10 protein-coding genes and 2 pseudogenes are annotated in these 12,683 nt (G+C 34.3%); 8 read left to right on the top strand and 4 right to left on the bottom strand.

Features of this window, described 5'->3' with window-relative positions; all coding sequences use genetic code 11:
- Positions 1-7 precede the first annotated feature (7 nt).
- The 4 genes from KBW87_RS08605 (at position 8) to KBW87_RS08590 (ending at position 8,384) form a co-directional block, all read left to right on the top strand.
- Positions 8-1,345: a PTS galactitol transporter subunit IIC gene (locus tag KBW87_RS08605; protein ID WP_057808725.1), complete on the top strand. Its 1,338-nt coding sequence runs from the start codon at positions 8-10 to the stop codon at positions 1,343-1,345.
- A gap of 60 nt (positions 1,346-1,405) precedes the next feature.
- Positions 1,406-2,383, top strand: coding sequence for a sugar kinase (locus KBW87_RS08600; RefSeq protein WP_057808723.1), 978 nt, complete (start codon positions 1,406-1,408; stop codon positions 2,381-2,383).
- Positions 2,364-3,029: a bifunctional 2-keto-4-hydroxyglutarate aldolase/2-keto-3-deoxy-6-phosphogluconate aldolase gene (locus KBW87_RS08595; protein ID WP_338108163.1), complete on the top strand. Its 666-nt coding sequence runs from the start codon at positions 2,364-2,366 to the stop codon at positions 3,027-3,029. Before KBW87_RS08600 ends, KBW87_RS08595 begins: the two co-directional genes overlap by 20 nt.
- Positions 3,030-3,287: 258 nt before the next feature.
- Positions 3,288-8,384 carry a S8 family serine peptidase gene (locus KBW87_RS08590; RefSeq protein WP_057808721.1) on the top strand — a complete coding sequence of 1,699 codons (5,097 nt, stop codon included), beginning with the start codon at positions 3,288-3,290 and terminating at the stop codon, positions 8,382-8,384.
- Between the two features lie 65 nt (positions 8,385-8,449).
- On the opposite strand, the gene KBW87_RS08585 is transcribed toward KBW87_RS08590, so the two are convergent.
- A complete protein-coding gene (locus tag KBW87_RS08585; protein ID WP_057808719.1) occupies positions 8,450-8,665 on the bottom strand; it encodes a hypothetical protein in 216 nt (71 codons plus the stop codon).
- Between the two features lie 20 nt (positions 8,666-8,685).
- Positions 8,686-9,129: a hypothetical protein gene (locus KBW87_RS08580; RefSeq protein WP_057808717.1), complete on the bottom strand. Its 444-nt coding sequence runs from the start codon at positions 9,127-9,129 to the stop codon at positions 8,686-8,688.
- A gap of 164 nt (positions 9,130-9,293) precedes the next feature.
- Here KBW87_RS08580 and KBW87_RS08575 point away from each other — a divergent pair, with 164 nt between their 5' ends.
- From KBW87_RS08575 to KBW87_RS08565, 3 genes are all read left to right on the top strand, one after another.
- A complete protein-coding gene (locus tag KBW87_RS08575) occupies positions 9,294-9,512 on the top strand; it encodes a hypothetical protein (protein ID WP_057808715.1) in 219 nt (72 codons plus the stop codon).
- A complete protein-coding gene (locus tag KBW87_RS08570) occupies positions 9,512-9,646 on the top strand; it encodes a hypothetical protein (RefSeq protein ID WP_255200663.1) in 135 nt (44 codons plus the stop codon). Before KBW87_RS08575 ends, KBW87_RS08570 begins: the two co-directional genes overlap by 1 nt.
- Before the next feature lie 156 nt (positions 9,647-9,802).
- On the top strand, positions 9,803-10,027 hold the full coding sequence (locus KBW87_RS08565) for a hypothetical protein (protein WP_157055097.1): 225 nt from the start codon (positions 9,803-9,805) through the stop codon (positions 10,025-10,027).
- A gap of 31 nt (positions 10,028-10,058) precedes the next feature.
- Here KBW87_RS08565 and KBW87_RS08560 read toward each other — a convergent pair whose 3' ends face one another.
- On the bottom strand, positions 10,059-10,355 hold the full coding sequence (locus KBW87_RS08560) for a helix-turn-helix domain-containing protein (RefSeq protein ID WP_057808710.1): 297 nt from the start codon (positions 10,353-10,355) through the stop codon (positions 10,059-10,061).
- 235 nt (positions 10,356-10,590) lie between these two features.
- Between KBW87_RS08560 and KBW87_RS08555 the strand changes: the two are divergent.
- Positions 10,591-11,206 (top strand): annotated as a pseudogene (locus KBW87_RS08555) (MFS transporter); the annotation flags it as partial.
- 699 nt (positions 11,207-11,905) lie between these two features.
- On the opposite strand, the pseudogene KBW87_RS08550 reads toward KBW87_RS08555, so the two are convergent.
- A pseudogene (locus tag KBW87_RS08550) lies at positions 11,906-12,661 on the bottom strand (MIP/aquaporin family protein).
- Positions 12,662-12,683 lie beyond the last annotated feature (22 nt).

Here is a 12,683-nt window from a genome sequence, read left to right as displayed (position 1 = left end):
GACAATCATGGGTGTTATAAATTACATTATGTCCCTAGGTGCTAGCGTAATGATGCCAATTATTTTCTTAATTCTAGGTTTAATTATTGGAATGGGATTTGGTAAATCACTTGTATCTGGACTTAAAGTGGGAGTAGGTTTTGTTGGATTAAGTGTAATTACACAATTATTATCAGAAAATATTGGACCTGCGGTTAATACAATGGTAAAAATATATCATTTGCATCTTTACACTCTGGATATTGGATGGCCAGCTGCTTCTCAAGTTGCATTTGGTACATCGGTAGGTGCAATTATTATTCCATTAGGGCTAGCAGTAAATATTATTTGCTTATTAATCGGTTGTACTAAGACATTAAATATTGACCTATGGAATTATTGGCATTTTGCCTTTATTGGATCTATTGTATATTTTGCGACAAAAAGCTTTTGGTGGGGCATGTTTGCAGCTATAGTTACAATTATTGTTACATTGGTAGGTGCAGATAGATCTCAAAAGAAAGTTGAAAAGTTTTATGGAAAAGATATGACAGGAATTTCTATTCCTCAAGCTTTCTGTGTCAGCTTCATTCCTTTTGCAGTAATGGTTAACTGGATTGTAGATAGAATTCCAGGCCTTAATAAGGTAGATATTGATGCCGATAAAATGAAAGAAAAGTTTGGAGTATTAGGAGATCCAATCGTTTTGGGTGTAATTATCGGGATGCTTATAGGTGCCTTAGCGCGTTATCCAGTAGCTAAAATTTTACAATTAGGTGTCGTTCTTTCAGCAGTCATGGTTCTTATTCCGAGAATTACTAGTTTATTTATTGAAGGTTTGTCTCCAATTGCTAAACGTACTCAAGAAATTGTTAAAAATAAATTCAAAGGAAAAGAGTTTAACATTGGAATGACCCCAGCATTGGTAATCGGTAATCCTGTTACTTTGGTATCTAGTTTGCTATTAATTCCAATTATTCTTTTCTTGTCTGTAGTGATTCCAGGAAATCAATTTCTACCATTAGCTAGTTTATCTGGGTTAATTTATATTTTCCCATTAGTTCTTCCTTATACAAAAGGTAACGTTCTTAAATCATTATTAGTAGGGATCGTTAGCTTGATTTTGGGAGTTCTTTCGGCTACGACTTTGGCTGGTATCTTCACTAAAGCTGTTAAGATAGTTCAAGCAAGTTTAATTCCAGCCGGTACTTCTTCTGTAGCAAGCATTGACTTTGCTGCTAGTCCTCTTGCATGGATTGTATATGAATGTACTGTAAATCTTCCTATTATTGGTGCAATTATTTTAACCATAATTGTAGTTTCTTTAATGATTTGGAACAAGAAAGAAATTAAGAAAGGTTTGTAATAGAGTGAAATCCTTGAGGTGAAATCTTCGAGGATTTTCCGGTTAACGAGGTGAATAAAAATGACAGAATTTATTACTCTGGGCGAACCTCTTGTCGTATTTTGCTCAACCCAAGCGGATTGTTCTATTGAAGATGCAACTAATTTTAATAAAGTAATAGGTGGTGCAGAATTAAATGTTGCCATTGGTGTACAAAGATTAGGTCATTCCTCAGAATATGTAAGTCAGGTTGGTGCCGATCCTCAAGGAGAATTCATTCAAAAAAGAATAAAAGCTAGTCACATTGATGTAAATAATTTAAAGCAGTCTAAAAAGTATTTCACTGGTTATCAAATGAAACAATTAGTTACTCACGGAGATCCTTACGTTTTTAATTTTAGAAAAAATTCTGCGGCTTCACATTTAACTCCAAAAGATGTCTCCTCTATCGATTTAAAAGGAGTGAAGTTTGCTCATTTAACAGGAATTTTAGCTGCAACTTCTGAAAAAGCAAAAAAAGCCAGTGAAACCTTTGCTCGGAGAATAAATGAAGCCAATATTATCTTAACGTTTGATCCTAACTTAAGACCTGCTATGTGGCCAGATAAGGAAAAAATGATAACAACAATTAATCATTTAGCCAAATATGCAGATATTGTATTACCCGGCCAAAATGAGGGGAAAATTTTGGTCGGTAGTGATGATCCTGAAAAAATAGCAGATTTTTATTTAAATAATGGACAAACAAAAATAGTTTTTGTAAAAACAGGAGCTAAAGGAGTATATTTCAAAACTAAAATGGGTAATGCGGCTTTCGTTCCAGGATTTAATGTAAAAAAAGTGGTGGATACTGTTGGTGCGGGAGATGGATTCGCAGTGGGTATTATTACGGCTTTAATGGAAGGAAAAAATTACGTGCAGGCAGCTAAGCGAGGTAATGCAATTGGAGCTATGCAAGTACAGACGCATGGCGATAATGATGGCTATCCGACATATAATCAATTAATAGATTTTTATAAAGAATATGGAGTAATTCAAAATGATGTTGTCAAAGTTTAGATCTTTACAGAAAGTTGAAAGAGCTGGTGTAGTAGCCGTCATTAGAGGTTATAGCCAGGAAAACTCTTATAAGACCGCTAAAGCTTGTATTGCAGGAGGGGTGACAGCCATTGAATTAGCTTTTACTTCTCCCAATACAGATATAACAATTAAACAATTAAGTAAGGAATATGAAAATACTAATGTAGTTATTGGAGCTGGTACTGTCTTGGATAGTGCTACAGCACGAATAGCAATTATAGCTGGTGCCCAATTTATTGTTAGTCCATCCTTTAATAAAGAAACTGCTAAAACATGCAATTTATATGATATTCCATATATTCCAGGATGCTTTAGTCCAACCGAGGTTCAGCAAGCTTTAACTTATGGAGCAGATGTAATAAAAATTTTTCCGAGCTCTATTGTGGGACAAAAAATTATTTCAGAAATTCATGGTCCATTTCCATATGTTAATGTTATGCCTAGTGGAGGTGTTTCTCTAGAAAATATAAATAAATGGTTTGAAAATGGAGCATATGTTGTTGGTGTAGGAGGAAGCTTAGTAGGTCCTGGACTTAAGGATGATTATATTCAAGTTAAACATAATGCAGAAGCTTTTCATGCAAAACTACAAAGAATAGAGAGTAACGTGGTATATGCTTCATAGATAATATATATATATTATTTCTAATATTAAACAAATATGACATATTATTAATTTTAACAATATAACAAATATAAGTGATATACAGTTTAAAACGAATTTAAGCTGTATATTGCTTTTTTTATTTTTCATAAAATAAAAATTAAATATTTTTAAAATAATTATTGAAACTTTATAAATATAATGATATTCTTATAACAATTTCATCTTAGATGAAAATTAACTCATAACACTAGACATACAAGATAGGAGGATGAATGTATGAGTGATTATAGCTGGCCAAAGAGCCACAATAAGTATTCTTATGTTTTCAAAACAAGAGAAGGCTTAAACAAGATTGAAACACAAAAACGTGCGAAGAGCGTTTCAGATATGCGAAAGAAATGGGTGGCTACAGCTATTATTGCTTTAGCATCTGGTTCGACTGTCTTTTTGAGTCAGACATCTTCTGTTGAAGCAGCAATAGGAGAGACTTCTGTCCAAAATGTTAAAGTTTCTGTGGCTAAAAATGAAAGTGATTCACAAAAATTTAATAATAGTCAGAACTTGGAACAAAAAACTCCGCAAGCAGCAGCTGCTAATCAAAATGGGTCACAAGTACAAAATGACCATACTGAAACTCAATTACAAAACCAACAAACTACTCAATCTCAGGTAACTCAAGCTCACACAGAAGAAAATAATGCTTCATCAATTCCTGAACCAGCTAATCAGGCCGATCATGTAAAAGGAAATGTTCAATCTGCATGGGACCAGGGTTATAAAGGTCAAAATACGGTTGTAGCCGTAATTGATTCTGGGGCTGATACCAGTCATAAAGATTTCCAAACAATGCCATCTAATCCAAAACTTAAGCAAGAAGATGTTCAAAGTAAGATTGATCAGCAAGGATATGGAAAATATGTTAATGAAAAATTTCCATATGTTTATAATTATGCCGATAGGGACAATGATTATATTAAATCGGATGATAATAATCAAAATGATAGTCCTCATGGGCAACATGTTTCTGGAATTATTGCGGCAGATGGGCACCCTGAGGGTGATCAACAATATGTTGTCGGAGTTGCTCCAGAAGCTCAGCTTATGCAACTTAGAGTATTTGGGCAATTTTCTGATGAAAAAACAGATGATGTAGCAAGAGCTATCTATGATGCAACTAACTTAGGTGCCGATGTTATCCAAATGTCCTTAGGACAGGGTGTGGCAGATCAACAGTTAACTAATATTGAACAAAAAGCAGTTCAATATGCGATTGACCATGGTGTATTTGTTTCAATTTCTGCTTCTAATAATGGAAATTCTGCTTCAGTAGATAATCCAAGTAAAGTTACCGCAAAAGGTTATGGGTCCGGATCAGAAGCTGGAAATTATGAACCTTTGAATTCTGGAACGGTCGCCAACCCCGGTGCTTCTAAGAATGCCTTAACTGTTGCTGCGGAAACTTCTGGAACTGGCAAAGATAGTGACATGGCTTCATTTTCATCATGGGGACCATTATCTGATTTTAGTTTAAAGCCAGATCTTTCAGCTCCTGGTTATCAGGTGGTTTCAACTGTTAATGATAATCAATATCAAACAATGAGTGGAACTTCAATGGCTGGTCCATTTGCAGCTGGCAGTGCTGCTTTAGTAATCCAACGGCTAAAGCAAACTAATCCAGAGTTAAAAGGAGCAGAACTTGTTGCTGCAACTAAAGCATTATTGATGAATAGCGCTAAAGTGCAAACGCAAAATGGATACACCACGCCTGTTTCTCCAAGAAGACAAGGTGCAGGTCAAATTGATGTAGGAGCTGCTACGGCCAATCCAGTTTATGTAACTGCTGCTGATGGAACGAGCTCCTTATCTTTACGTCAAGTTGATGAAAAAACTACTTTTACTCTTACTTTTCATAATTTAACAGATCAAGAACAAAGCTACAGCTTTAATGATTTGGGGGGAGGTTATACTGAACAACGTGATCCCGATAGTGGGGTCTTTCATGAGGTTCAATTAGCAGGAGCTCATGTGAATGGTGTAGGCAATTTTACTCTAGCACCAAAAGAGGTTAAAGACCTTCAATATACATTAGATTTACAGGGGTTAAATAAAAATCAGCCAGTAGAAGGATGGCTTCATTTTACTAATGATAAAGATAAATCGACTGTGGTAGTGCCATATTTAGCATATTATGGTGATTTGACTAGTGAAAATGTCTTCGATCAAAATGCAAATGAAGAAAAGCCAGATATTCAAGGTAATCGTTTCGTTAATGAAAACAATTATCCACTTGGAGTAACTGATCAAGAATCTTTAAAACAATTAGTAAATGTTGACAGTGATTACAATTGGCAAGAAGTTGCTAAACTTTACGAAAGTGGAAAAGTTGCTTTTTCACCAAATGATGATCATCAAAGTGACCTTATCAAGCCATATGCTTATTTAAAGCAAAATGTAAAAGACTTAAAGGTTGAAATTTTAGACGCTAAGGGTAACGTAGTGCGCGTAGTATCTGATGTTCAAGGGGTTGATAAGTCTTACGATGAAAGTGGAGTAACTAAAGATGCTAGTCTTTCAGTCTCCATGAGAGACAATCCCGATGCTTTTGAATGGGACGGTAAAGTTTACGATACTAAAACTGGTCAAATGGTAACGGCGCCCGATGGACAATATACTTATCGCTTTGTTGCTACTCTCTGGAATGAAGGACCAAATCAAAAACAGACTGCAGATTTTCCAGTTGTAGTAGATACACAAGCTCCTAGTTTAAGCGTTAAATATGATTCGGCTACTCATACTTTGTCCGGTAACTATGAAGATAAGGGTGCAGGTTTTACGGATTATTCTTATGTTACTGTCCAAGTAAATGATAAAGTCTTTGGTTACAAGTTGAATGAGGGCGAATCAGGTTTTGACAACAGTGAAAAAACAAAAGGTCATTTCAATTTTACTTTAAGTTCAGATGCTTTGGATGCTTTAAGTGGTAGTTTGAATAAAGTTTCTGTAACTTTAAGTGATGTAGCTAACAACACGACAGTTAAAACTGTTGATGTTCCTGCTGTTAAAGATCAACCAGCAGTTTCTGTGTGGAATGCAACCGAAGGGGTAGAATTTAATAAAAATTCTAAAGACTACAATAAAGAAAATGATACTTACACTTTATATGGTTCAGCGGCCCAAGATTTCTATTTAAATGGTGCCTTAGTGCAAGTACGAGATGGCAAATACGAGGTTCCAGTAAAAACGACTACCCAAGATTTGGTATTTTCTACTGATCAAGCAGGTAAAAATGTTTTAAAGTCTTTCACTACTTTTACCCCTAAGGCATTCTTTAATTGGCAAAATGTCGATGGCTTTGACGGGAATTTTGGAGTAAATATCTATTCTGTGAAGACTAATGATCCAAATAATGCAGTTGTGCAAGCAGCAGTTCCTCTAGGTAAAAATGTCAAAGCCTATGCTCAAGACTATTTCACTGGTGAAGTATATAAAGGCCAAGTAGAAAATGGAGTAGCTACTTTCCATGTGCATACTTCTATTAATCAAGGCGAAGACGGTATATTTAAACGTGCGCTTTTAACAGGGTGGAGTGAAGTGGACGGTCCGGCATATAATGATAAACAAGTTACCAGTAAAGCTGGTGTAGCTAGTTCAAATCATTTAGGTGTTTATTACACCACTGATAAGGTTAATCGAAAGGTTTATACTGATCGCGCTGATTTAGGTGTAGATGTTCAAGATGAAGCAGCTGACTTAAGTTCATTTGGCCCAACCGCATACCCAGGACATGCTCTAGCAGATTTAACTACTCGAACGGATCCTAATCCAGCAATTCATTTTGATTATTTGAATGATAATGACACTACTAGATTTGGACAAAATGCAGTGACTGATGGATATTATGATTCCGTAACTAAAAAGTTTACTGTTACAGGACATGTCGATCCAGAAGTTAAATCGCTTACTGTCTTAGGAGATAGTTCTGATGAAAATGCTCCTCAAAATCAAGTCAAGTTGGGCAAAGATGGCAAGTTCAGTTTTAGTTTCACTACTGAAAATGTAGGCCAACGTCCCGTAGCTTATATTTATACTGATCAAAATGGTCAAAAAGTTCGCGGTACCCTAAATGTTGTCTTAGATACAGTTGCGCCAACCTTAAATGTAGATCAAGTAAATGGTAACGAACTTGAAGTCAAAACTAACAATCCTCTTTTCAAACTTTCAGGAGTAGTTAATGATAATTTAGATGGCTATAGACTTTATGTAAATGGCAATAATATTTATCGAGAATTCTTAAATTCTGGCTACAATAAATTAGCAGGTTTAAATACTGATGGGACAGATGTAAACCCATATGGTCCGCATAACTTTGAAGAAAGTTTCAATTTAAATGATGACAACAATCAACCAACTACTCATGTCTTTACGATTTACGTAGTTGACCAAGTTGGTAATAAAGTAGAAAAGAAGATCGCTGTTAATTATGATCCAGACTATGTGGCTGAACCTCCAAAAACGGATCAAGATCAAAATTCTGGTCAGACTGCACAACCGCAAACAAATCCAGCAGTAAATGTTGATAAGCCTACCACTCCAGATAACACATCTGAAGTTCCAGCTGTTGATCAAACCAAACATTCAGATAGTGAGCAAACTAATCAAGTTCCAAAGGATAATCCGACAGATCAACTCTCTGTTCAAGTTCCTGTTTCACGTGAAACTAGTGTTACAAAAGATAATAATCTTAATGATGTAGTTTTAACGGCTAAATCATTCCCGCTTCTTCATGATGCATATTTATATGATGAAAATGGGGAAGTCGTTTTAACTAGTGATCCACAGAAGAAATCAGTTTTGAAGAAAGGCAAGACAATCAGTGCGCTTCAAAATGGACATGTTTATGTAATTAAAGGTGTAAAATTCTACCAAGTTGGTAAGAATCAGTATGTAAAGGTCGCCAACACTACTTTGCAAGCTGGTAAGAGATTGCAATTAAAGCATAATGCCTTTGTTTATGATGAAAAAGGAAAGCTGGTTAAGAAGCATGGCAAGAGTGTACTTTTACCAAAAAATAAGTGGGTTTCAGCTTTAAATAATGCAGACAAGTTTAAAGTAAATGGTGTAACTTATTATAAACTTACGGATCATCAATATATCAAAGTTGCTAATACCGTCGTTCAACCAGCTAAGAAACTTAAGTTAACTCATAATGCCTTTGTTTATGATCAAAATGGCAAACGAGTTAAAAAGAGTAAGCTTTTAAAGAAGGGCACAGTGCTTTTGGCCTTAAATGGAGCTGAAAAGTTTAAGCTCAAGAATAAGACTTACTATCAAGTTGGTAAGAATCAATATGTAAAAGTCGCTAATACTTTATAATTTTTATACTTTTCCCCATAAAATAAGCGCGAAATTCTTATAATGAGAATTCGCGCTATTTTTGTTTAGATAATGAAAAGCTTAAATGGGGTATAAACAAAAAGCAATGCAAAAATCACAACTGCTATTAATTCAAATATATTTCTTTTAGCTAACTGGTTAAATTGATCAGGTTTAATTTTATTCTGCCGAAATGCTTGATTGAGTCGAAAATGTCGAATCGCTAAAATAATAGCTATAGTTAAGTAAATGCTAATACCAATAATATTGAAGATTTTCATTGATTTCTCCTTTTTGACAATCAAAAACCATGAGTAGAAATATCATAGGGCGAATTTAACACCATCGGCTTTATCATTTTTTTGGTTTCTTTAAGGGTGAATTCGTCGAAATATTCTACCCACATGAATAATGGACCTAAAAAAGAAAGTGCATATCTTTTAGCAACGATTGCTAATTTTAATGTATCCTTTTTCAAAATGTACTCTTGATGATATGGGTGAAAATAATAAATAATCAGTTTTTTGACTGTATTTGTAGTTAAGTCAATTAATTGATAACTAAAGTTAGGATCACCATTTTTAGAAATGAGGGGAGCTAGCATATCCTGATGATCATTAAAATATTTGACAAGCTTATCAACATTTTGATCAACTAGTCGACTGATATCTTTTTTATTTGGGGCATGAGTTACAGACGCCCAATTTTTGCCATCGGCATTTAAAGCAATTTTGAATTCTTCCAATAACTCCTTTTTTAAGTCCTTTAAAACATCACTTTTGTCCGAGTAATATTTATTGAATAGATTGCCGTTGAAAACACGGGATTTTAATCCCGTGATGAAAACGCCTCATTTCATCACCTTCTTTTTAAAGTCTATGTTTCCTTCTTTTGAAGTTTATCAAATCTATGATTGTAAGTGTTACAACTCTCAGCTTAATTACATATATTGGTTTTAATTATAAAGTAGTTCTACCATCTAAAAGTGTTTCCTTTAAAGAAAAAGAACTACCTGTTTTAAAAGAAGACGACCAAAAAGAAATTACTTTAACTTCTATTGGGATTTTTTTAGTTGGCTTATCTGGATACATTCTTGTCTCTTCTTATGAAAAGAAGGGAGAGAAATAATGACCGTTCGCTATAGTGCAAAAATGATTTTGAAGAAATCTTACAAACTCTTTAATAAAAATGGTTTGGATAATTTGAAAGTATACACCATTACTCCTGCTTGTCATTGTTCAACTACTCCAATATATTATTAATTCAAATCACAAAAAGGACTGTAAAAAGCAGTCTTAGAACTTGCATATCATGATTTTGAAGAAAAATTAGCCACTGAAGTTAAGGCAGAAGAAGTTCAATTTTCTAATCATGAACCTTATTGGTATTTTTATCGGGTTCTTTTATCATGTCCAGGCTTGGTAAAAGAAGTAAGTGTAAATAATAAACAAGTAATTCGGACTCTAGCAGAGATATCTCAAAACTATTTTCCTGATAATTTACTTTCTATGCTTGAGGCTAATATATTGTTAGTTGGAATAGCTCTCAATTTTAAAGAGAGATCCAATTTATCATTTTTAACTTTTTCAAATGTTGTAGAAAATTTGCTACGAAATCTCAAAAGAAATATTGAAGATGCTTAACTTTAAAAGATGACCTTTAAGGTCATCTTTTTTATGCCATTTGAAGACGAACTTCATTTGGAGTGAGATGGAATTTCTCTTTAAATTTGTTGTAAAAGAAAGTTCGATTACTAATACCTACTCGAATCATAATCTTACTAATTGAGAGATTACTTGAACATAGTAAATCATATGCACTAAGCAATCTTTGATCAGTTAAAGCTTTAGAAAAGGGAGAGCCAGTTTCGTTTTTGAATAAAGTACCTAAATAAGAACGATTATAGTTGGTCATTTTAGCTAAAGATTCTAAAGAAACGGATTGGTAGTTCTGCGAAATCTCTTTAAGCATATATAGTACTAAATTTGAGAGTTGCTTTTTTATAGTGATACTAGAGTTAAGATCCGTATTTCGGGAAAGCAAGATTAACAATGCGTTTAAGTAGTTATCCAATAACCTATTAGAAAATTCACCTGGATTGTAATATTCCTCGATAATTTGATTAGTAATGGTTTGAACTTGTCCCTCAGTATTTTTAGCCCGATAAATGAGGTATTGACTATATTGATCGTTAGCAAGAAGGAACTTAGAAATAATGTTGGTTTTATTCTTAATTGGTGTTTACATGTTTTGGAACCTAGTGGTTGGTGCAATGGGATTCTTCATGCCATATGTATATGAAACAGTAGGTGGTTTAAGCAATACTCAAGCTAATATTCTTCAAGGCTGTTTTATTGGCATTTACTGCTTTAGCAGGATATTTTGGTTTTGCTCTTCATGGAGATAAGTGAAATCACAGAATTTTCTTCTGTGTAGGCGCATTGATGGCTTTAATTTCCTGGGTTATTTTAGCCTACATTGGTATGGGATGGCCAGCTTTAATCACCTTCGTAACTTTATGGGGGATTTCCGCAGGAATTGGTGCGCAAGCATGGTACGCATTATGGTCAACTGAACTCTTCCCCACAAAATATCGTGCCGGTGCCCAAGGATTTATGTTTTTTGCAGTAAGAGGAAGTGCCGGAATTTGGTAGATTGTTTTTCCCACTATTTTAACTTCAATGGGTTTCAAAGCTGCGGAAACTTTAATGATTATATTCTTAGCGATTTCATTAATTATTGGGACTATTTGGACACCTAAGACGCGTGGCAAGTCTCTTGATGAAATTACTAGAGAACGTTATGGCGATGAGGAAAAATAAATTAATCTGAATTGAAAGGTATGATAATTATGGAACTATGAAAAGTTGTCCAAGTAAATTTAGATTTAGTTGATAGCATTGATAACTGGAATTTTGATAAGTTAAAGTGTGCTGAACTGCAAGAAGTAGGAATTGAAAAATCAATTATATATTAGATAAAAAGAGTAGCCAACTTTTTATTACTTTAGATGTGAGAGATTTTAAATCTTATCAGAAATTGTCTACTCAATATCAGGATGCATGGTGGTCACATCTAGAACCGTTGCCTAGTATAGATGGTAAAAGCCTTTTGGATTATACTTGGCATGAGGTTTTTAAAATTGAAGATGATGAATAAGACTAAGGGGTGAAAAATTTTCACTCCTTTTTTGAGGGGAGAAAGAGTAAAATATGATATTTTAAATATAAAGTAAATAAATTTGAGGATATATAAGAAAGGGTTGTTGATATGATGGGGTTTTTTAGTGTATTCCCCACGTGTGTGGGGGTTATAATAGTCGAGCTATTAATCGTGTATGAAGTCTCATGATTAAGTAATATTTTTTAAAAGTGAAATTTATTTTTCCTGAACTTTTAAATTTTCAGAAGTTGTTTTATAGTCTATTAAGTCAAAAAATCTCCATTAAATCAAGGTTAACTATCTTCCAAGATTTAATAGAGATTTTCATTTTACATCAATTTTATATTCTTCATAGTGAATTATAATCCAAATGAAATTTTATAAAGCCAAATTCCTAAAATACACCCTAAAGTAGTAGCAACTACGGGAATCCAACTATAGCCCCAATTTGAACCACCTTTATTGGGAATGGGTAAAATTGCATGAACAATCCGTGGACCAAGATCACGAGCGGGATTAAGAGCTGGTCCGGTTGGGCCTCCTCCGGCCATTACCAATGCAGTAATTACAAGACCAATCCCGATATTAGCAATATCAATAGATTGTTTAAAGAACATTCCGCGATATAATCCCATAGCAATAAATCCTAAAATTGCTGTATCAATAAATTCTGTTACAAAACCATTTAACTTATTATCTAAAGCATCCCCTGTAGAGAAGCAAGCTAGAATTGCTCCCGGATCATCAGGGGTATTTTTAAAGTAAATCCAGTAAATCGCTACTACAAGTAGTTGACCACTTATTGCTCCTAACATTTGCGCAACAATATAAGGAACTACATGAGCTCAAGGAAAAACTCCACAAGCAGCTTCACCTATAGTAATAGCTGGATTAATATGGTTACCCGAAATGGAACCAAACAACATAGCTGGAAGCATTACTCCAAAGCCAAACCCCCAAGCGATAAAATTCCAACCACCGTTTGATTGACCATTTGTTCCATTAGCTGTAGTTCCCTTTAAAAACGAATTGGCAACTGCACCGTTACCTAATATTACTAAAATTGCAGTTCCAAAAAATTCTGCAATATAACGAGATATCCATGGACCAGACATATACTTTCACTCCTTTTTAAAC

The organism is Lactobacillus intestinalis, from assembly GCF_024397795.1.
In the GTDB taxonomy this organism is placed as follows: domain Bacteria; phylum Bacillota; class Bacilli; order Lactobacillales; family Lactobacillaceae; genus Lactobacillus; species Lactobacillus intestinalis.
The sequence above is the reverse complement of the archived record's forward strand: the minus strand, read 5'-3'. Positions and strand labels throughout refer to the sequence as shown.

What these genes read in the sequence shown, in the direction of transcription:
- KBW87_RS08605 (WP_057808725.1), top strand. Translation starts at nt 8, where the DNA reads ATGGGTGTTATAAATTACATTATGTCCCTAGGTGCTAGCGTAATGATG.
- KBW87_RS08600 (WP_057808723.1), top strand. Translation starts at nt 1,406, where the DNA reads ATGACAGAATTTATTACTCTGGGCGAACCTCTTGTCGTATTTTGCTCA.
- KBW87_RS08595 (WP_338108163.1), top strand. Translation starts at nt 2,364, where the DNA reads ATGATGTTGTCAAAGTTTAGATCTTTACAGAAAGTTGAAAGAGCTGGT.
- KBW87_RS08590 (WP_057808721.1), top strand. Translation starts at nt 3,288, where the DNA reads ATGAGTGATTATAGCTGGCCAAAGAGCCACAATAAGTATTCTTATGTT.
- KBW87_RS08585 (WP_057808719.1), bottom strand. Translation starts at nt 8,665, where the DNA reads ATGAAAATCTTCAATATTATTGGTATTAGCATTTACTTAACTATAGCT.
- KBW87_RS08575 (WP_057808715.1), top strand. Translation starts at nt 9,294, where the DNA reads ATGATTGTAAGTGTTACAACTCTCAGCTTAATTACATATATTGGTTTT.
- KBW87_RS08570 (WP_255200663.1), top strand. Translation starts at nt 9,512, where the DNA reads ATGACCGTTCGCTATAGTGCAAAAATGATTTTGAAGAAATCTTACAAA.
- KBW87_RS08560 (WP_057808710.1), bottom strand. Translation starts at nt 10,355, where the DNA reads ATGCTTAAAGAGATTTCGCAGAACTACCAATCCGTTTCTTTAGAATCT.